This window comes from Photorhabdus sp. RM71S (genome assembly GCF_042879355.1).
GTDB classification, from domain to species: domain Bacteria; phylum Pseudomonadota; class Gammaproteobacteria; order Enterobacterales; family Enterobacteriaceae; genus Photorhabdus; species Photorhabdus kayaii.
Genome location: NZ_JBHFKV010000026.1, coordinates 29,090 through 50,872 on the forward strand (window position 1 = coordinate 29,090; position 21,783 = coordinate 50,872).

Annotated in this window: 16 protein-coding genes; 10 read left to right on the top strand and 6 right to left on the bottom strand. The window is 40.6% G+C overall.

What is annotated here, in order from left to right:
• Nucleotides 1-321 precede the first annotated feature (321 nt).
• On the top strand, nt 322-1,275 hold the full coding sequence (locus tag ACGF5R_RS14405) for a methyltransferase (protein ID WP_262980319.1): 954 nt from the start codon (nt 322-324) through the stop codon (nt 1,273-1,275).
• Nucleotides 1,276-1,887: 612 nt separating this feature from the next.
• Nucleotides 1,888-2,844, top strand: a complete 957-nt coding sequence (locus ACGF5R_RS14410; RefSeq protein WP_112877847.1) for a methyltransferase — start codon at nt 1,888-1,890, stop codon at nt 2,842-2,844.
• Between the two features lie 281 nt (nt 2,845-3,125).
• On the opposite strand, the gene fdoI is transcribed toward ACGF5R_RS14410, so the two are convergent.
• Genes fdoI through fdnG form a run of 3 tightly spaced genes read right to left on the bottom strand, consistent with a single transcriptional unit; the run spans nt 3,126 to nt 7,751 of the window.
• On the bottom strand, nt 3,126-3,767 hold the full coding sequence (fdoI, locus tag ACGF5R_RS14415; protein ID WP_112877846.1) for a formate dehydrogenase cytochrome b556 subunit: 642 nt from the start codon (nt 3,765-3,767) through the stop codon (nt 3,126-3,128).
• Nucleotides 3,764-4,693, bottom strand: a complete 930-nt coding sequence (gene fdxH / locus ACGF5R_RS14420; RefSeq protein ID WP_387691388.1) for a formate dehydrogenase subunit beta — start codon at nt 4,691-4,693, stop codon at nt 3,764-3,766. The genes fdoI and fdxH overlap by 4 nt, the downstream gene beginning before the upstream one ends.
• 10 nt (nt 4,694-4,703) lie before the next feature.
• Nucleotides 4,704-7,751 carry a formate dehydrogenase-N subunit alpha gene (gene fdnG / locus ACGF5R_RS14425; protein WP_387691391.1) on the bottom strand — a complete coding sequence of 1,016 codons (3,048 nt, stop codon included), beginning with the start codon at nt 7,749-7,751 and terminating at the stop codon, nt 4,704-4,706.
• 181 nt (nt 7,752-7,932) lie between these two features.
• Here fdnG and fdhD point away from each other — a divergent pair, with 181 nt between their 5' ends.
• The gene (gene fdhD, locus ACGF5R_RS14430; RefSeq protein ID WP_387691393.1) at nt 7,933-8,763 is read left to right on the top strand and encodes a formate dehydrogenase accessory sulfurtransferase FdhD; all 831 of its coding nucleotides are present in this window, start codon (nt 7,933-7,935) and stop codon (nt 8,761-8,763) included.
• Between the two features lie 107 nt (nt 8,764-8,870).
• Here the strand turns inward: fdhD and ACGF5R_RS14435 are convergent, their stop codons facing one another.
• Nucleotides 8,871-9,638: a transferase gene (locus ACGF5R_RS14435; protein WP_387691395.1), complete on the bottom strand. Its 768-nt coding sequence runs from the start codon at nt 9,636-9,638 to the stop codon at nt 8,871-8,873.
• Between the two features lie 925 nt (nt 9,639-10,563).
• On the opposite strand from ACGF5R_RS14435, the gene ACGF5R_RS14440 reads away from it, so the two are divergent.
• From ACGF5R_RS14440 to ACGF5R_RS14460, 5 genes are all read left to right on the top strand, one after another.
• Nucleotides 10,564-11,484 (top strand): carbohydrate kinase family protein, encoded by a 921-nt coding sequence (locus ACGF5R_RS14440; RefSeq protein WP_387691397.1) that lies wholly within the window; start codon nt 10,564-10,566, stop codon nt 11,482-11,484.
• A gap of 47 nt (nt 11,485-11,531) precedes the next feature.
• Nucleotides 11,532-12,749 carry an MFS transporter gene (locus ACGF5R_RS14445; protein WP_112877839.1) on the top strand — a complete coding sequence of 406 codons (1,218 nt, stop codon included), beginning with the start codon at nt 11,532-11,534 and terminating at the stop codon, nt 12,747-12,749.
• 210 nt (nt 12,750-12,959) lie between these two features.
• Entirely contained in the window at nt 12,960-14,072 is a 1,113-nt protein-coding gene (gene fic / locus ACGF5R_RS14450; RefSeq protein ID WP_112877838.1) for a protein adenylyltransferase Fic, read from the top strand.
• Between the two features lie 465 nt (nt 14,073-14,537).
• Nucleotides 14,538-17,519, top strand: a complete 2,982-nt coding sequence (locus ACGF5R_RS14455) for an N-6 DNA methylase (RefSeq protein ID WP_112877837.1) — start codon at nt 14,538-14,540, stop codon at nt 17,517-17,519.
• Nucleotides 17,516-18,256, top strand: coding sequence for a hypothetical protein (locus tag ACGF5R_RS14460; protein WP_112877836.1), 741 nt, complete (start codon nt 17,516-17,518; stop codon nt 18,254-18,256). Before ACGF5R_RS14455 ends, ACGF5R_RS14460 begins: the two co-directional genes overlap by 4 nt.
• Nucleotides 18,257-18,691: 435 nt before the next feature.
• Here the strand turns inward: ACGF5R_RS14460 and ACGF5R_RS14465 are convergent, their stop codons facing one another.
• Nucleotides 18,692-19,555 (bottom strand): YicC/YloC family endoribonuclease, encoded by an 864-nt coding sequence (locus tag ACGF5R_RS14465; protein WP_112877835.1) that lies wholly within the window; start codon nt 19,553-19,555, stop codon nt 18,692-18,694.
• A 126-nt stretch (nt 19,556-19,681) separates the two neighbouring features.
• Between ACGF5R_RS14465 and rph the strand changes: the two genes are divergently transcribed.
• Nucleotides 19,682-20,395 (top strand): ribonuclease PH, encoded by a 714-nt coding sequence (gene rph, locus ACGF5R_RS14470; RefSeq protein WP_112877834.1) that lies wholly within the window; start codon nt 19,682-19,684, stop codon nt 20,393-20,395.
• A gap of 84 nt (nt 20,396-20,479) precedes the next feature.
• Nucleotides 20,480-21,121, top strand: a complete 642-nt coding sequence (gene pyrE / locus ACGF5R_RS14475; RefSeq protein WP_112877833.1) for an orotate phosphoribosyltransferase — start codon at nt 20,480-20,482, stop codon at nt 21,119-21,121.
• A gap of 59 nt (nt 21,122-21,180) precedes the next feature.
• Here pyrE and slmA read toward each other — a convergent pair whose 3' ends face one another.
• Nucleotides 21,181-21,780 (bottom strand): nucleoid occlusion factor SlmA, encoded by a 600-nt coding sequence (gene slmA, locus ACGF5R_RS14480; protein ID WP_112877832.1) that lies wholly within the window; start codon nt 21,778-21,780, stop codon nt 21,181-21,183.
• Nucleotides 21,781-21,783 lie beyond the last annotated feature (3 nt).

A 21,783-nucleotide genomic window follows, 5' to 3' on the forward strand; every position in this document is an offset into this window, starting at 1 on the left:
AATGGATAATTAAAGCAAGTTAATTGATTGGAAAGTAAGGGGAATAAAATATTTATTATCTCATAGGAAAAAGATAACAAAAATAATAATCACAATTTGGTGAAAATATGTTGTTGAAATACCTAGTTAATCGTCATGGTATTTCCCGAGTTTTATATAAAACACTTCATTTCTTTATTAGATATACCCAATGGATTTCAAGATGCATCGCGACGGCAAGGGAGTGAATCCCTGGGAGCATAGGTAACGATGTGACCGGGGTGAGCGAGTGCAGCCAACAAAGAGGCAACTTGAAAGATAACGGGTATAAAGGATAACGCTATGCTAATCGATCTTATTACATCATGTAGAAAATCAAACGCAATTTATGCTTTTGTTGATATGGGTTTGTCTGTTCACTTTAAAGATGGAGCCTGCGTAAATATCAGCGAACTTTCCCGTCAATATGGTCTTGATCATTCTCGCTTTAGCCGGTTATGTGAATATTTAATCAAAATAGGGGTATTGGTTAGCCGCAATGAGGGAGTTGCACTTTCTGAGGAATGCAGTGCACTTGCCGATCCTGAAAGTATGGAATCATTGATGATAAAGTGCGAAGTTAGCCCAGAATACTGGAACGCTTGGTCAATGTATTCAAAATCCTTATATGAGAATAATAACGAAACGGCATTTGAAATAGCGCATGGAAAACCATTCTTTGAATATTTGGATAATCATGAATTGTTCAGATCAAATTTTGATTCTTTTATGTCAAAAAACTCGGACAAAATAATAGAGAAAATACTTGATATTTATGATTTTAGTCAACATAACAGAATATTAGATGTTGGAGGAGGAGAAGGAAAGCTTTTGGTAAGAATAAATGAAAAAATAAAAGGAAAACATTACGCTGTATTGGACAGATATAATGAAATTCCTGTTTTAGAAGATATTGAATTTATAAACGGAGATTTTTTTAAATCAATTCCATCTGGTTATGATTTATATATTTTAAAGAATATTATCCATAATTGGTCTGATAATAACGCAATACTAATTTTAGAGAATTGCCGAAAAGCTATGGATGATAATGCAACTGTTTTGTTGATAGGCACGGTGAAAAAATTAAAATTAGAAATAATTGACTCTACGGATATATTAATGGATGTACTATTATTAGGAAAAGAGCGTTATTTGAATGAATTAGAAGATTTGGCTCACCAAGCAGGGTTTGTCGTTAAAGATATCAAAGATATAAATGAAAAATATTCAATTATAGAGTTAGGTGTAAAATAAATTACAGATAATTATGGAACTTCACAAAAAATAGTTATATGGATATTGTGTCTCTGAAAACAGGTATAACAAGTATGGCATCAAAATATCTGATGCCATATTTCTAGCTTATATTATTGAATTAAACTTAGTGCCTATCCCAATAGGACTATTGGGATAGGCTGTTAATTAACAATGGGTAGGATATGACTACCTTTCATTGATGATCTTTGAAGAGGAACTCATTGACGTTTTTTTCCTGTTGCTGAAATAGTACGTTTAAAAAATACCTTATAGTTTTTCAGGTTTTATAATTACTTCTTCTATAAATGAATGTAAATAGTAATATATATACTACGTGATTTTTTTATATTTAATTATCAATAATTCTGAGAAGAGATAATTGTGATCTTTGTCATTTCTTTTTATCCAATTTAATATAATCTGGTAGCTTGCTTTTAACAATACGGAAGCAAAGTGAATTGTATCTTTACATGAAAAGGTAACAAAGTTAATAATTACATTTTGTTTTAAATAGGTTGTTGCGATATCCAATCTATCATCATGCTATTTCTTGGATTTTGGATAAAATACTTAATTTTTTCATAATATACAGATATAAAGGATGGCTCAATGCTAACTGAACTGATTGCATCAAATAGAAGATCAGCTGCAATTCATGCTTTTGTTGATACCGGATTATCTACTCACTTTAAAGATGGAGTTTATGTCGATATAAGCGAGCTTTCCCGTAAATCTGGTGTTAATTATGCTCGGTTTAGTCGATTATGTGATTTCTTAGTTGAAATGGGAGTATTGGTTAGTAACGATAATAAATTCAGGCTTTCTGATGAGTGTCATGTTTTTGCCGATCCTGAAAGTTTTGAGTCATTCATGATAAAGCTTGAAATTTGCTCATATTACAGTAACGCTTGGTTAATGTATGGAAAATCCCTATTTGAAGATGATGGCAAATCGGCATTTGAAATGGCACATGGCAAGCCATTCTTTGAATATTTGGATGGTAACAAGTTTCTCAAATCAAATTTTGATGCTTTAATGACAAGACTCTCAAATTTAATCGTTGAGAAGTTACTTGGTATTTATGATTTTAATCAGCACAATAGAATATTAGATGTTGGAGGGGGAGAAGGGAAGCTTTTAGCAAGAATAAGTGAAAAGGTAAAAGGAAAACATTACGCTGTATTGGATAGATATAATGAACTTCCAGTTTCTGATAATATAGATTTTATCAATGGAAATTTTCTAGATTCAATTCCATCGGGTTATGATTTGTATATTTTAAAAAATATTCTCCATAATTGGTCCGATAGTGATTCAATACTTATTTTGGAGAATTTCCGCAAAGCAATGGATAAAAATTCATCTCTATTATTGATAAATATGGTGAAAGAGCCAGAATTTTCTAGATCTTTCGATATATTAATGGATATGTTATTTTTAGGGAAAGAACGTAGTTTTGCTGAATTCGAATATCTGGCTAACCAAGCTGGACTTATCGTTCAAGAGACTAAAGTTATAGATCAATCATATTCACCATATTCATTTATCAAACTACGGATAAAATAAATTGTAGGAACTACAGATTATTCCCAAAGATGATTATATCATATTGTGTTTTTGAGGAGTGGATATATAAAATAAAGCATCAAATTTTTTTGATGCTTTTTTAGATTAAAGAGATATATAGATTAAAATAGAAAGTGAATTTAATTTAAAGATTGATGATAAAATAATAAATTAAATAAAAATATTAAACCTAATATTTAATCATTTTTTGCATTATTCGTACTTAATCAACAATAAGCAGGATATGATTATCCTGCTTTGATGATTATATTCGAAACGCATTAACGTTTCTCTTCTTGTTGTTCCTGTTTCATTACTTCACGATACCAACGTGGGTGATGTTTCTTCGCCCATCCACGGGTTACCCAACCTTCAATCATTGCCCGAAGAGTTCCTTTCACCCAGAATGCCGCATAAGCGTGAATCATAATCGTCAAGATTAAACCAATAGCTGACATTGAATGAATTAGAAGCGCAATTCGAATTATCGGAATAGAGAAGAGATCAGCAAAATAGGGGCGCCAAATAATAACACCACTGACAGCGAGTAATATCAGGAAAATACTGATAGACCAATAAATCCCTTTTTGACCTAAGTTATACTGACCAATATCACCTGCTTCCTCATTTTTTACAATCTTGTGGATGTTTTTTAGCCATATAATGTCATCTTTGTCGATAAAGTTATGTTTAAAATACCTGAAAAACATAAAGATAAATAAAATAAACATCGCTGAACCGACAAATGGATGCAAAATCCGTGACAATTGCGGCGTACCGAAGATATTCATCAGCCAGTTAAAAGAGGGGAAAAAGAATCCTAATCCACTAATGGCGGTAAATAGAAAACAGAGCACCACCGCCCAGTGGTTTACTCGCTCAACCGGTGAGTGGCGGATAATAATATCTTTCCTGCCTTTCATCGCTGCTCCTCCCCATTGGCTGATTTCTGTGAAAGCTCGGTATCACGACGCGCATTTTCCTCGTCTTCTTCCGTTACCCGGTTCGGACCAATTCCCACATAATGGAAGAGGCTGGCAGCGAATGTGGCAGCAAATCCCACCGCGGCCAGCGGTTTCCAGATACCTTTCCAGAAGGTGACGGTCGGGCTAATAGCGGGATTGTCCGGTAGGCCATGATATAGCTGTGGCTTGTTAGCATGGTGCAGTACATACATCACATGGGTACCCCCAACACCATCAGGATCGTACAGACCTGCATTCTCATAACCGCGGCCTTTCAACTCACTCACCCGTTCAGCCGCCAAATCCTTCATGGCTTTTTTACTGCCAAAATGGATTGCGCCGGTCGGACAGGTTTTCACGCAGGCAGGCTCTTGACCAACGTTAACGCGGTCAACACACAGAGTGCACTTATATACCCGGTTATCTTCTTTGTTGATCCGTGGCACATTGAACGGACAACCCGCGATACAGTAGCCACAGCCGATACAGTGTTCTGACTGAAAATCAACAATCCCATTTGCATACTGGATAATCGCCCCTTCGGCTGGACAAGCTTTCAAGCAACCCGGATCAGCACAGTGCATACAACCATCTTTACGAATCAGCCATTCCAGTTTGCCGTTCTCTTCAACTTCTGAGAAGCGCATCACGGTCCATGATTTAGCGGTTAAATCCGCCGGGTTATCATAAACACCAACGTTATAACCGATCTCGTCACGGATATCGTTCCACTCAGAACAGGCCACCTGACAAGCTTTACAACCGATACAGGTTGTCACATCAATCAGTTTTGCAACGCCCTCTTGGTCATCCCGCACCCGTGGTGCAGGAGTAAAAGAATTTGTGGCAGATCGACGAATGATGTCTTGAGTTTGCAATGACATGATTTCTCCCTTACACCTTTTCTATATTAACCAGGAACGCTTTGAACTCAGGCGTTTGTGTGTTCGCATCACCAACAAATGGTGTCAACGTATTGGCAATAAAGCCTTTCTTCGCAGCCCCTTCAAAGCCCCAATGAATCGGAATACCGATAGTATCTACTTCACGACCGTGTACATTCAGGGTACGAATACGTTTGGTGACAACCGCTTTCGCTTTGATGTAACCACGATTAGAGCTAACCTTGACGGTATCACCGTGTTTGATGCCTTTCTTTTCCGCCAGTTTTTCACCGATTTCCACAAACTGTTCAGGTTGGATAATCGAGTTCAACAATGCATGTTTTGTCCAATAGTGGAAATGCTCTGTCAAGCGGTAAGTCGTTCCTACATAAGGGAATTTATCTGCCTTACCCATTGCTTCAAAGTCGCTTTTGAACACTCGGGCTGCCGGGTTGGATACCACATTCGGATGCAACGGATTGGTCCCCAATGGTGTTTCAAAAGGTTCATAGTGTTCAGGGAATGGTCCTTCAGCCATCTTATCAATAGCAAACAGACGCGCCATACCTTCCGGTTGCATGATAAAGGGACCAACATCCGTTTCCGGCGCAGCCACGCTGTAGTCAGCAGTATCGACACCACCCCACTTAATACCATCCCACGTCAGTAACTGACGTTTCGGGTCCCACGGTTTACCCTGCGGATCAGCCGATGCGCGATTGTACAAAATACGACGGTTTAACGGCCATGCCCATGCCCAACCTAGTGTATTACCCAATCCTGATGGATCAGCGTTATCACGACGGGCCATTTGGTTACCTTCCGGCGTCCAGCTTCCAGCAAAGATCCAACAACCACTGGCGGTCGTGCCATCATCACGTAGCTGCGCAAAAGAGGTTAATTGCTGACCTTGTTTCACGATGACGTTGCCATCAATATCAATCAGATCAACTAGTGCCCGGCCATTACTCTCTTGAGCCACCTCTTCTGATGTGGGGCTGTGCGGGTTGAAATAATCCCAAGTCATGTTCAGCACCGGCTCTGGTGATGCACCACCTTCAGCGCGGTACATATCCCGCATACGTTTGAAGATTCCGGAAAGGATCTCGCCATCACCGATGGCTTCTCCCGGCGCATCAGCCCCTTTCCAGTGCCACTGCAACCAGCGACCAGAGTTAACAATTGAACCGTTTTCCTCTGCAAAACAGCAACACGGCAGGCGGAAAACTTCGGTCTGAATTTTGGATGAATCGACTTCGTTAAATTCACCGTGGTTCTGCCAGAAAGTTGAAGTTTCAGTATTAAGTGGATCGATAGTGATCAGGAATTTCAGTTTCGACAGTGCATCAACGACTTTATTTTTATTCGGGAAAGAAGCTACCGGGTTAAAGCCCTGACAAATATAGCCATTCACTTCACCTTTCGACATCATGTCAAAAAATTGCAGAACATCATAACCTTTGTCCCACTTCGGCAGCCAGTTAAAACCCCAGTCGTTATCTTTACGGGCATTATCTCCGTAGAAACTCTTCATCAGACTGATAAAGAATTTTGGGTAGTTACCCCAATAGTTAACTTGACCCGGCCGCATTGGTTTTGGCGTATTTGCTTGGAGATAAGTTTGTAAATCAGCCTGCTTCTCTGAGGGGAGCGTCAGATATCCCGGCAAGCTTTGCGACAATAACCCCAAATCAGTTAATCCCTGAATATTCGAGTGACCACGCAATGCATTAACCCCGCCACCTGCCATCCCCATATTGCCCAACAGTAGCTGGATTATTGCCATAGTCCGGATGTTCTGTGCACCCACTGAGTGTTGAGTCCAACCCAGTGCGTACAGGAAAGAAGCGGTCTTATCCTTAACACAAGTTTCTGCAATATATTCACAGACTTTCAGGAAATCCTCTTTTGGCGTACCGCAAATATTACTGACGACATCGGGCGTGTAACGACTAACATGCTCTTTTAATAAATTCCATACACAACGTGGATGTTTAAGTGAGATATCACGTTGAGCAAAGCCGTTTTCATCCAGTGCATAGTTCCAACTGGTTTTGTCGTATTGACGTTTTTCTGCATCGTAACCACTGAACAGACCATCATCGAACGAGTAATCTTCACGCACGATCAGACTGGCGTTGGTATACTCCTCAACATATTCATGATTAATCTTATCGTTGGTCAGTAGGTATAAAATGACACCTGACAAGAAAGCAATATCAGTACCAGAACGGATTGGAGTATAGAAATCCGCTACAGATGCTGTACGGGTAAAACGCGGATCAATCACAATTAACTTAGCGTTATTATGGATTTTGGCTTCCATTGCCCAACGGAATCCCACGGGATGCGCTTCGGCAGCGTTACCACCCATAACGACGATCAGATTCGCGTTCTTAATATCAACCCAGTGGTTGGTCATCGCACCGCGACCAAATGTTGGAGCAAGACTTGCTACCGTTGGTCCGTGTCAGACACGTGCTTGGTTGTCTACGGCGAGCATGCCGAGAGCGCGACTAAATTTTTGCGACAGATAACCTGTTTCGTTACTGGAAGCAGATGCACACAGCATGCCGGTCGTCAGCCAACGATTGACTGTCACACCCTCTTGATTGGTTTTAATGAAATTGGCGTCACGGTCTGCTTTCATTAACTTAGCGATGCGATCAAATGCCTCATCCCAAGTAATACGTTGCCATTTGTCAGAACCTGCTGCACGATATTCTGGGTATTTCAGACGGCTTTCGCTATGAATAAAATCAACCAAGCCAGCCCCTTTAGGACAGAGTGCACCACGGTTTACCGGGTGATCAGGATCACCTTCAATATGGAAAATAGTTGCTTTCGCATTTTTTGCGCCATCGCCAAGGCTGTACATCAACAGCCCACAGCCGACAGAACAGTATGTACAGGTATTTCGGGTTTCACGTGCACGCAACAATTTATAATTACGTGTTTGTGCAAGGGCTGCGGTTGGTGAAAAGCCCAATGCTGCTACCGTCGTACCTGCCATACTGCCAGCGCAGATCTTAAAGAACTGCCTTCTGCTGACTTGCATGGAAATCTCCTCACTCACATTGTTTTAAACAATACCCATTCCATCATGGGAAAAATTTCAAATGTGTTCTTTCTTATTAAAACCACTTTCCGTAGCGGGATCAGATTTATTGCCTGACAAATAGTATAGACTCTTTTTTCCGTACAATTATTGTGCCGTAACACTATTAGGAATTCATCTAATGTATAACGTAAAACCAGGGAAGTTGTTACCATTTGGTGTGATTGAGGGCGCAAAAAGAACGAACGTGCAACAAAAACACTGTCCTGACATATTAAAAGCTGATTGGATTGCAGAAGAAGTTCCTGTTGCTTTAGTTTATAACGGTATTTCGCATGTTGTGATGATGGCAAGTCCCAAAGATCTCGAATATTTTGCTATTGGGTTTTCACTTTCCGAAGGCATCATTGAATCTCAACACGAGATTCGTGGTATTGATATTATCGCTCATTGTAGCGGTGGAATTGAGTTGCAAATAGAACTTTCTAGCCGCCGTTTTACGGGTTTGAAAGAGCGCAGACGTAATCTGGCGGGACGAACAGGTTGCGGCATCTGCGGAACAGAACAACTTTCTGATATTTTTCGCCCGATCACCCCGTTGCCTTTCACTCAAACCTTTTCATTGAGCCAGCTTGATCATGCTCTCTCTCAACTGACTAGTGTCCAAGATATCGGTGCATTGACAGGTTGCACTCATGCAGCAAGTTGGATCAATTCGGAAGGCAAATTATTGGGCGGATGTGAGGATATAGGTCGGCACGTTGCACTGGACAAGATGCTAGGCATGAAGGCAAAAACAGGCTGGCAGCAAGGCGCTGTTTTGGTATCCAGCCGTGCCAGTTATGAGATGGTACAAAAGTCAGCCATCTGTGGTGTTGAGATTTTATTGGCTGTTTCAGCAGCAACTTCATTGGCGGTAGAAATCGCTGACCGATGTCATTTAACCTTGGTTGGTTTTTGTAAACCCGGAAAAGCGACGATTTATACCCATGCTGAGAGATTAATAAGTTAAATGAGCCAGAAATATGTAGTATCAAGAGTTCCCATATTCCCCCTGTGATTAAGATGAAAAGTTTATTTTCATCTTAAATCAACAGCGATTGCCTCAATAATACTAAATCACGCATGCAAGTTGTGAAACATCCATAGGTTGGGTTCAATGTAATAACCCATTTGTTGTTGTATATCCACTTCTAGCGGTACTAAACCTCCAGGAATAATATACTGCCCACTTTGCGGAAATTTCATTCCTGTCCATTCTTGCCATTTATCGAGCGTGGCATTTATATACATTGAGTGCATAGCCGGTCGAATAATCTTTGCTCCTAGGCGCCAGTGTGTCCGAATCCAAGGATCAAAAGGTTCATTGTTGTCATTCTTCCATCCACAGTATTGTACAAAATCCTGCAATGGGTAATTTTGTTTCAACGTCGGCCTGACAGGAACAACTAGCCCTTCCAGCCCCGCATCAATAGCCGCCAGCTTTAAGCTACCAATAAGTAATGCCGGTAAATTCTTGCCGCGAAATTCAGGAGATATCGTTACCGACAGTGCTGACAACATTTTTGTTACTGCTTTTCCTCGAGCAATCATACCTCTGCGAAAAACTTCATCCCAAGCATTATCCGGCAATTGCTTTAATGAATCGCCTTCCCAAGGGAAAGGCATCGAATTAGCAGTACCAATTAATTTTTGCTCTTTCCCTTGTTGCAAAATAGCAAATTGTTGGAATTGGCTGAAATCTGGCTCGAATAATTCATCCCAGTATCCATCATCCGCTGAAGAATTCAGCATAAATAAAGGCCAGTTATTGTAAAGAAGCGCATCAGCTGCACCTTTCAAATCAGGCCGTTGTTTTGCCGATTGAATAATGATGTGTTTTTTCAAAGTAGGATTTCCTGTAAAGGTAATTTGTAAGATTGATAAATGCTTCATTAATTAATAATTACAGTTATATAGAACAGTAATAATATCTATGGATATATACCCGTTATCTTTCAAGTTGCCTCTTTGTTGGCTGCACTCGCTCACCCCAGTCACATAGTTTGCTATGCTCCCGGGGATTCACTCCCTTGCCGTCGCGATGCATCTTGAAATCCATAGGGTATAAATATTATGTTTAAGTAATCGTCATTAATAACCAATTAAATAAATTTTATATTTATGATTAATTTCTTAACTTAAATTTTTATTTGTTATGATAAACTTGATTTATGGATTAAGAATATAAAATTATAAATTTTTATCTTACACTGATAACATGCCGTTGAAAATACAATAAAATCGATTCACTGTTTGTCCCAATAGGGCTATTTTATTTACCGTTGTTTATCATAAAAGTGTGCTTGGGCAGTAATCAGATAAAAATGTTACTTTTGAACGCATTTCGTATTTAAATACGGCCGGCTGGAAAAGTGCTAATACTTTCATCGATTAAATAACTTCTTATAATTATTGGGACGCTTTACTTTTTCATTCATTTTGGCTCTCATCATGAGGTAAATTTTATGAATTAATCAATTTTTTCCATGAATTTTCATATATCTTGATAATAATGGTTATGTGTCACTATTTCACACAGGGATTGTTATTGCTCTATGACCGATAAATTGGAGATCAATCACGTTGGTATCACATAATTGATACAGGTTAACTTTTATTGAACCCGATTAATGTTAAAGTATAAGTGTTTCTTATATATGTAAATTCGGCAATCATTGCTGCAAGTTTTCATTCCTAAGCGATTTATCTGTTTCTTTTTCAATTTTGATATGACTATGGCTGATATTTAGGCCGGTAAGAGGAGAGCCTGATGGCGGGTTTACTACCGATTACTGTAATTGGTGCGGCGGCGGGAGATATTATTCTTAGTTTACCGAGGCTTCCCCGTAGTGGAGCAGATCAGGAAGCTAAAGAAATTGATCGGCAGATTGGTGGTTCTGGTTTTAATGTTGCTCGGGCTTTGGTTCGCCTACAAATCCCTGTGATTAATGGTATACCGGTTGGTAACGGATGCTGGGGGGAGCAGATCACCAAAGAGATGCAAGACCTTGGGCTTGAGGTCACATTGACCCATTCATCTCTTGATAATGGTTGGTGTTTGGCAATGGTTGAACCGGACGGTGAAAGAAGTTTTGTCTCCGTGAGTGGTTGTGAAGTGGACTGGAGTACGGCAATGCTCTCTTCTATTGTTTTGCCGGAAAGGGGATATATCTACTCTAGTGGTTATGTTATGGCGAGTAAATCGACGGCGATTTTGTGTAATTGGTTACTGGCGTCACCATCCGGGCAAACGTTATTACTGGATTTTGGCCCACGGTTACCAGAAATAGATTCCGCTTTTCTTAATGCATTACCTGCTGACCGGACCATTCTGACACTTAATCGTGATGAAGTTGCTATATTGTGCGGAGAAGGTGATCCTGTCGCCCAAGTTAGCCGTTATTCCAGCGAAAGAAAAATCACTATTATCTGCCGGTTAGGTTCGCAGGGCACATGGATATGTCTGCCTGATAGTGACCCAGAATATGTTGCTGCTTATAAAGTGAAAGTGGTAGATACCATTGGCGCTGGTGATGCCCATAGTAGTGGTATGCTTGCGGGATTATCTCAGGGAATGTTGCTGAGAGATGCTGTTGAACTTGGCAATCGTGTTGCTGCTATTGTCGTCAACCGTTCTGGTGCTGCTGGTGCACCAACAATAAAAGAACTAGAGGAGTTTGTGTTTGAATAATTATTTTCAGACTCTGCGCCTCTTAGGTTTTAAGGGGCGTAGTTAAAATGAGTGCATTACTTCCAGGTTGGAAACGCAAAACGGCTTTATTTTTATCAGCTCAAACAATTTCTTTGCTAGGTTCTTCCATTGTCCAGTTCTCTATCGTTTGGTATATCACCCTGAGTACTTCATCGGGAGAAATGCTGGCTATTTCGGTACTCTGTGCATTTCTTCCTCAGGTGTTGATCTCTTTATTTGCCGGTGTTTGGGCGGATACTTATAGCCGTAAGCTGCTCAGTATTGCCTCTGATGCGTTAATTGCATTAGTAACGCTTGGTTTGGCAATCTCTTTTATGTTCGGATTTAAGAGCATTGAGTTGTTATTTGTCGCACTGATTGTCCGCTCGTTCGGGACGGGCATCCAGATGCCGGCTGTTAATGCTATTATTCCGCAACTTGTGCCGAAAGAGAAATTGCTGCGGGTCAATGGTATTCATACTTCTTTGACTTCACTGATGATGTTGGCATCTCCTGCTATCAGTGGCTTTTTATATTCTCAAACTTCAATGGAAAATATTTTTTTAGTAGACGTAACGACTGCTATTATCGGCATCAGCATTGTTGCGTTTATTCCTATTCCTAAAATTGCTTCTGATTCCATACCGGATAATAAATTTCAGGCAATCTTAGCGGGTTTCCGTTATCTGCAAGAGAATAAATTAATCAGAAATCTTTTGATTTTTTTGATTTGTGTCTGCTTTTTGATTAGTCCGGCTGCATTTTTGACACCTTTATTAGTTAATAGGACATTTGGGGAAGAGCCGTGGCGTTTAGCCATTAATGAAATGACATTTAGTGCTGGCGCGGTTTTAGGTGGATTACTGATTTCTTTCTGGAGTGAATATAAAAATAAAATGCGTATAACGGCGATAGCTTGCGCGTTTTTTGGCATATTTATGATCGCTCTTGGTAATGCCTATTGGTTCCCACTTTATTTAGTACTGAATGTCTTTTTAGGTGTGGTAACACCTTGTTTTAACGCACCGATAACAGCGGTTTTTCAGGAAAGAGTCGAACCTGAGATGATGGGCAGGGTATTTAGTTTAGTTCAGATCGCTTTGTCTTGCTCTCTGCCATTAGGTATGGTGCTGTTTGGCCCAATTGCTGACTATATTAGTATTCAATCTCTTTTAATGATATCTGGTGGATTGATATTACTGACGGGTGCGCTGTTTTTTATGTTTAACGGAGAAGGCAGCCGAGAAAGTAGCAGCGCAGTTTAATCAGGCTTAAGCAACCAGTCGTTCGACTCGTTCTTGTAGACTGGTTGCTCCATTCATGCTGTGTTATTCGCTATGATTTCCGTATGTCGATTCTATCGACATGAAGCCTTTACATGTCGAAATTTTTCGATTTTATCAACATGAATCCTTTACGTGTCGATGTCGTCAACATATACTCGCAACGTGTCGAAAAAAATAGGAAATATAAACATGACATGGCAGCCCGATGCGCCTTTTAATGCTATTCCCTTATTGCCACCAACCATAAAGGTGATGGAGTCCATTGCAGTATTAAAAGCCTGTATACCTGCCAGAGCTGCACTGGCAGAGCTTAAGCAAGCTGGTGAATTGTTGCCTAATCAGGGCTTACTCATTAACTTGTTGCCACTGCTGGAAGCAAAAGACAGCTCAGAAATCGAAAATATTGTTACTACTTCAGACAAACTGTTCCAATATGCACAAGAAGACAGTCTGGCTGATCCTGCAACGAAAGAAGCACTACGCTACCGTACTGCACTTTATGAAGGGTTCATACAATTAACTCGGCGGCCACTATGCACGAATACAGTTATTGAAGTTTGTAGTCGACTAAAAGCTGTTGATATGAATATTCGCAAAGTTTCTGGTACAACGCTGAGTAATCAGGCAACGGGTGAGATTATTTATACGCCGCCAGAAGGAGAATCTCAGATACGTGATTTACTCAGCAATTGGGAGCAATTTCTTCATGCAGAAGATGGAATCGACCCATTAATCAAGATGGCTATTGCTCACTACCAGTTTGAGGCTATTCATCCATTTACTGATGGCAATGGACGTACCGGCCGTATCATTAATATTCTTTATCTTATTGAACAGCAGCTTTTGACATTGCCAATTCTTTATTTAAGTCGCTACATTGTACAACATAAGAGTGATTATTATCGGCTACTTTCCCAAGTTACCGCTGTTGGCAAATGGGAAGAGTGGATTATCTATATGTTAACCGCAGTAGAGCAAACGGCTAAATGGACTACGGATAAAATTGTAGCGGTAAGAGAACTAATTGAACATACCAGTGAGTATATAAAGCAAAGTCTGCCTAAAATTTACAGTCATGAGCTGGTACAGGTGATATTTGAACAACCTTACTGCCGTATTAGTAATTTGGTTGAGTGTGATATTGCTAAACGTCAAACTGCTTCGGTCTATTTAAAACAGTTGGTCGACATTGGGGTATTACAAGAGAAAGTTGTTGGTAAAGAGAAATTATTTATCCATCCAAAGTTGATACGTTTGATGACACAAGACAACAATGGTTTTACGCATTATGTAAGTGGCTGATAGAGGAGGGTTTGTCAGCGGTCTGAAGCCATTATTTACAATGGCTTTATCTGGGTGAGACGATCAGAGATCGCCTGATGAATCTGAATGTTGAATATGATGTTTATATACCCGTTATCTTTCAAGTTGCCTCTTTAGTTGGCTGCATGCGCTCACCCCGGTCACATCGTTAGCTATGCTCCCGGGGATTCACTCCCTTGCCGTCGCGATGCATCTTGAAATCCATAGGGTATATATTGATTTTATTGTTTTTTGTATTCTGTTATGTACGCGTATAAGTACACGGCAAAGTAAGGTAGAGCCTTTTCTAAGTGTTTACATTCACGAGCTTAAGAGAGACCCTGTAGCGTTCTTTTGACCCTAAGCGTAATTTTCACTAAATAAACCTGTCGTTCTAGAATCCAATGGTTTAGGATAAAGCTATACATTGTCAAGGTTAAATTTGAATCGGAGCGTCAGACATTTATGGGAGCATCAATCACTGCAATAAATGTTGCTGCTGCCTTGAGTGTACCTGAGGATAAGGTATTAGAGCTTAGACCAACTTTATTATCTCCAGAGCATTTGGATTTTATTGGCTTAGTGCGCGCTGGTGAGCAACATAAATTTGTGCCTAACGCAGTCGTTTTGCACGATGAGCAGCCATTCATTTATATCATTGATGATCAAAAGACGAGCAGCGTGTCTGAAAGAGAATTGCAAGATTCTATACGTTTTCTGGGCCTTCGGGCTGACGCTCCTTATGCAGCTGTTGTTAGACCCGGTATTGTTCAAGTCTATGCTTTGTCTAACATACGCAATGATCAGCCGCCGTTATTTGAGGTTAACCAGCTAGAACCTGGTATCCTTGCTCGATTGATGACAGGTGATGTTCTAGTTAACTCTAAAAGTGGAGTTAACTTCGGCGCACATGAACTCATGCTCGAATTGCTCAACTCAGTTACAGACCATCTTGTTCACGCCAAAGGCATAGACCCAAGCGAGGTTTTGGCTCTTGTTGGTCGGGCGCTATTTATGCGGTTCCTAGGGGATCGAGGAATTATTCCTGAAGTTAGTCCATTACCAGATGTAGATAAGATTCAGGACTGTTTCAGTACAGCAAAATCTGCATTTGCGGCTTGTCGTTGGTTAGACAAAACTTTCAATGGTGATCTTTTAGAACTCCCAGATAAAGGCTCTATCGAGTATTTCCAGTGTTTAGACTCTCGTACTGCGGTTCTTAATGATCTGACCGCCATTATGCATGGGGATCGGCCACTTGGTAAGGGAGTTTATCAAACTCAGTTTTCTTGGGGGGACTTACATTTTTCTTATTTGCCCGTGGGGTTATTAAGTCAAGTATATGAGGTATTTTCTCACCGTTTCGATAAACGTGCCGCAAAGAGAGATAGTGTCTATTATACACCACACTACATTGCTGAAAACTTAATAAATCATGCTTTTAAGTCGCTTGGAACTGATGCGTATAAGTCGCGCGTTCTTGATCCAGCTTCCGGGGGGGGAGTTTTCCTTTTATCAGCGTTTAGACGCTTAGTTAAGGAGAATTGGCAAGCTACGGGGGTACAACCTAATACGCGTGTTATTCGCAATATTCTCAATAATCAATTAGTTGGTTTTGATATTAACCCTGCTGCAAGACAACTAACAGCATTAGCGATATATTTAACTGCATTAGAACTTGATCCTGAAGCCGAAAAATTAAAAGATTTAGTTTTTACTCCTTTACAGGATGCGGTTCTTATAGCCGCCGAAAAATGGGACAAATATCATCCTGAATTAAATCTTGGTAGCCTTTCACCAGAATCACTTGAATCTTATGAGGGAAAATTTGATTTAGTTATAGGAAATCCACCTTGGACTGCAACTAAAAATTCAATACGTCGTGATGTTCTTAATTCGATAGTTGCTACGCATATGACTGAACGTGGACTGGAAGCGGTACCCAACCCTGATGGTGTACCTGATCTTCCATTTGTTTGGGCATCTACTCGGTTAGCAAAACCTAATGGAATTCTTGCATTCGCACTTCATGGCCGTCTCCTTACGAAAATTTCTTCAATTGGTCATGCGGCTCGTGTTAGCCTTTTTCAAGGGATAGAAGTGAACTATATCCTGAATGGAATGGAACTGCGTAATACTTTTGTATGGCCGAATATGTCGGCACATTTCTGTTTGCTGGTTGCTCGTAATAAACGCGCACATAAAGGGAGCCAATTTCATGCTGTCACACCTGTTGAAGATCCTGCACTGAATCGAGTTGGCCGTATTCGTGTTGACAGCAAAGATGCATGGACATCAGATGTGGCGATGATTGAGAAGACTAGTCATTTATTTAAGACCTTGGCTAAGGGAAATGCTTTAGATATTGAGTTAATAGAACGAATTGAAAATCTATATCCAAAAAGTATTGCAGATTATCTAAAAGATCTAAATATACCTGCTACTCATGGTTATCAAACCAAACAAGTTGACGTCCCCGGAGTTGATTCTGCTTTTCTTTATGGTATGAAAAATATGCCGAAGCCGCAGGATGCCAATTGGTATATCGCCCCAGTTGATACTTTTTCAGATTTTCAATTTCAACGTGTTCATAGATTGCGCGAGCAAGAAAACTATGATGCTCCTTTAGTATTATTGAGAGAGTCGCCTAGTTCTAAAGATAATTGCCCAATGGCAATCCTTACATTTCAAAATGTAGCTTATAATCGTTCTTATATCGGATATAGTTGTAAGAAATCACCTGAGCCAGAATTACTAGCAGTATATTTATCTACTTTGTTTAATAGTCGATTGTTTTTGTATTTCACATTAATGACGAGTAGTAAAATGGGTTGTGAGAGAAGCACTCTACAGAAGGTTGAGGCAGAAATGTTTCCATTTTGCCCGTTGAATGAATTGAGTGAAGAACTTAAAAATCAATTAGTTTTAATTAAGGAAGCGTTCCTTACAAGCAGTGATGATGTTGAGAATTTAGTAGAAACTTTTATTCGAAAACTATATCACCTAAGAGTTGGAGATGTTAACCTTATTAACGATAGGCTTTCTTTAGGCCTGCCATATAAAGCTATTCGCACTAATGCCGTAAAAGCTGTGGATAAAAAGATTATTGAGCGATTCAAGCAGATTTTACAAACGACACTGCTGCCATTTGATATGAGCGATACACCATTATGTATTGAAATATTGGACGTTGGTGTTTTTTCTCCATGGGTTTTTATACGACTTGGCGAACAAGAAAAGAGTGAAATCCCAAGTTCTGAACACCTAATGACTACAATAGGAATGGGAGATTTCTTGGATGCTTCATTAGTTGAAATTCCGTTTAAAGACTCGTTATATTTAGGAATTCTCAATCAACGGCGATATTGGTCAAGTACATCAGCAAGAACATTAGCTCTTGATTTGATTAAACGTGGTCATCCAGTGTTGAATAGGGGATACAAATGACAGGGCTCGTCGGAAATCCTTTACCATACGTGACTACACAAAATGGTTTTCCCGTGCAAGTCCCACCGAATATTATTCGTGTAGTTGCACAAGCTATAAAGTATGTTTGGGCGGAAATTAATGCAAACCCTGCAAAGCATCTTGTCAGTATAAGTCCGGGAGCTCCTGAAGAGGATGTTTATACTGATGCCATTTGTAATCTGCTATTGCAGATGTTAGAAATGGAAATACCGATAGTTCCTGGTTTCTCTGGTGATACTTTCGAAACCGTTTGTCGGGGAGAAAATGTTCCTAATTACAATGGAAAGCTTCTTAATAAGCAGCCAGATCTCATTATACGTCTTTCCAATAATCCTCTTTCGATAACCCGTAGGCTCGTTGGAATTTATATCGAGAGTAAGGTTGTATGTATGGCAAAACCAATGTATCTGTATACAACTGAGGGGATGTCGCGTTTTGTTGGTGGTGACTACGGATGGACTATGCAGGCCGGAATTATGTTGGCTTACCAAAAGCCGAAGTTTCGCGAAATATCATCACTTGAAACACAATTAGCTAAAGAAAAAGAACTTCAAAGTAATGAGTCTAATGGAAAGTATTTAAAGACGTCTAATATATTTACGCCAATAACAGCTGTGAGCACACATAAACGGCAATGGAAATATTTAAATGGCGGTGATCCCGGTGAAATCAGTATTTGGCATATGTGGGACTTAATCGTACCAAAAATGCCATAAGTATTTTGCTGAATTTAAAAAGCATTCAAGCCATTATTGCGGTTATTTATCCATAGTTTCGTTAAAGAGTCCTTTATATTATTCCAGTATTAACCCGTCGGTTAATATGTAAAAATTGCAGTGATTACTTTTTAGGAGTCACTGCAATTTTTATTATTACGGAGTTGGTAGAAGAAGTGTTTTTACAAACTGCAATGCTTGTTGATCTCGTTGCTCAAAGTATCGTGCTGCATGAGAAGATAGCCATACCTCGTTAAAGTATTGGATATGGTTTTGCTTGAACTACACTCCCATCAGGGTAGACATGTTCCTATGTTAGAAAACATGCGCTTTAGTGATACGTGATGAGACATTATGATAAAAGAACAGCCCGATTTTACGGGCTGTTTGAGAGGGTTCTACTAATGGTGAGACAATGTGAGATCGTCTGAAATATCACTCAATATTCTGAATCTGCTCCCTCATCTGCTCGATTAGCACCTTCAATTCAATGGCGGAGTTAGTGATATCGGTGTTGATAGATTTGGAGGCAAGTGTATTAGATTCGCGGTTGAATTCCTGCATCATAAAATCCAGGCGGCGGCCGACCGCTTCTTTTTTCTTTAGAATATTACGGGTTTCTTTGACGTGGGCATCGAGGCGATCCAACTCTTCTGCCACATCAAGACGTTGGGCCAGTAAAACTAACTCTTGCTCAAGACGGTTATTTTCGAGCTGTACTTGTGCTTCTTCTAATTTGGTTTGCAGGCGTTCCCGCTGCCATTGCATGATTTCAGGCATTTGTTGGCGAACTTTACTGACTTCTTCGGTCACCACGTCCAAACGTTGTTCAATCATAATTTTGAGTGCATTGCCTTCGGCTTCACGGCTTTGAATAAAGGCATCCAGTGCTGTATCCAGTTCTTGCAACAATTGAGTGCTGATAGCATCTAAGTCTTGCTCTTCTGCTGCCATAACGCCAGGCCAACGCAGAATATCAACAGGATCGATTTCACCTTCGTTGCTCTGTTGTTTGACCCAGTTCGCCGCATTGACTAGCTGTTTTGCTAAGGTTTCATTCAGGATAAGTTCGCCTTGAGAGCGTGAGTCCAGTTCAAAACGTAAGTTACACTCAACTTTTCCGCGAGTCAGACGGGAACGAATTCGTTCACGGATCACCGGTTCCAAGCTTCTGAATTGTTCTGGTAGGCGGATATAAGTTTCTAAATAACGCTGATTAACGGAGCGCAGTTCCCAAGCCGCATTTCCCCATTCACTTTTGATATCTCGCCGTGCAAAAGCAGTCATACTACGGATCATGATTCGTTCCCAATTTAAACAAAAGATTAAGAGATTATAACGCTCGTTGTAGATGCAGGATAGGAATTAGCCCTGTTAGGCCGTATAATGCGCCCCCAATAATGATTTAACAACGGAGATAACACTATGCGCCCAACAGGAAGAGCGGCAGAACAAGTGCGTCCTATCACTATAACCCGTCATTATACTAAGCACGCGGAAGGTTCGGTTCTAGTAGAGTTTGGGGATACTAAAGTGTTATGTAATGCCTCCGTTGAAGAAGGAGTTCCTCGTTTCTTGAAAGGTCAGGGGCAGGGCTGGGTGACGGCTGAATATGGCATGTTACCGCGTTCTACTCATACCCGAAATGCCCGTGAAGCAGCTAAAGGCAAACAGGGCGGCCGTACGATGGAAATCCAGCGTTTAATTGCCCGTTCGCTACGCGCCGCTGTTGATCTGAAAAAACTGGGTGAATACACCATTACACTGGATTGTGATGTTATTCAGGCTGATGGCGGTACCCGTACAGCTTCTATTACTGGTGCTTGTGTCGCGCTAGCTGATGCGTTGAATAAAATGGTTGAAGCAGGCAAGCTGAAAGAGAGTCCTCTGAAATCAATGGTTGCCGCGGTCTCTGTTGGCATTGTGGATGGTGAAGGTCGTTGTGATCTGGAATATGTGGAAGATTCCGCCGCTGAAACTGATATGAACGTCGTGATGATGGAAGATGGCCGGATGATTGAAGTGCAAGGCACTGCGGAAGGCGAACCATTTAGTCATGATGAGTTGTTATCCTTATTGGCCCTTGCCAAGGGAGGATTAGAGGATATTTTTGACGCGCAGAGAAATGCATTAAAATAATAAATTGATCAGGCGACGTGATAGTCGCCTTTTTTATGCCTGTTGTATGGCGATAACTATGACTCAAAAAGAGGAGAGACACCAATGAAAGCCTATCAGCGCGAATTTATCGAGCTTGCGCTAAAAAAACAGGTACTGAAATTTGGGGAATTTACCCTGAAATCAGGACGTAAAAGCCCGTATTTTTTTAATGCCGGGCTGTTTAATACTGGGCGTGATTTGGCGTTAATCGGGCGTTTTTATGCAGCAGCATTGTTGGATAGCGGTATTCAGTGCGATTTGTTATTCGGACCTGCTTACAAGGGTATTCCAATTGCAACGACAACGGCGGTGGCACTGGCAGATCATCATAATATTGATATGCCATATTGTTTTAACCGTAAGGAAGCTAAAGATCATGGCGAAGGCGGTACTTTGGTTGGTAGCCCACTTAAAGGCAATGTTGTTCTGGTTGATGATGTTATTACCGCAGGTACAGCTATCCGTGAATCGATGGAGATTATCAAGCAACATAGTGCGACGCTTGCCGGAGTGATGATTTGTCTTGATCGTCAGGAACGTGGGAACGGTGAAATCTCGGCAATTCAGGAAGTTGAAAGGGATTATGGTTGCAAAGTGTCTTCTATTATTACCTTGAATGATTTGATTAATTATTTGAGTGGTCAGCCAGAGATGAAAGCTCATCTGGATGCAGTAAAAGCCTATCGTGTGCAGTACGGTATCTGATAGATAAGCTTCAAAAAAAGCCCTCGCCCAATAACGGGCGGGGTGAGTAGTAGAATAACTTATTGTAGCTGAGCCAGTAATAATGGCCAGCGTGCTTCAAATTCTTGGGTTGGACGATAGTGGAACTCAGAGCGTACAAAACGTGAAAGCATCCCTTCACAAAATGCGAGTAACTGAGAAGCTAATAACGACTCATCATAACTGAAACCTTGTCCATCACGTAATTTTTTCTCTTTTAAAACTTGACGGATCTGTACTTCAATTCGTTCAAATAATTGATTTATGCGCCCTTGCAGCCGGTTTTGTTCAAACATCAGGGCATGACCTGTCATGATGCGGGTCAGACCTGGGTTTTTTTCTGAAAAACCCAAAATCAGGATCAATATCAGGCGAATACGAGTTATGGTATCTTTTTCATCTTGCAGAATCAGGTTAATCCGTGAAATTAATGAATCTTCAATGAACTCTATCAAGCTGTCAAACATCCGGGTTTTACTAGGAAAATGCCGGTATAGGGCAGCTTCGGAAACGCCTACGTTGGCGGCTAGTTTAGCGGTAGTGATTCGATGGCTACCATCACTGGATTGCAACATATGCGCCAGCGCCTGCAAGATCTCCTCGCGTCTGTTTCTTTTCTTTGTATTTTCGTTTTCTGCCATGTC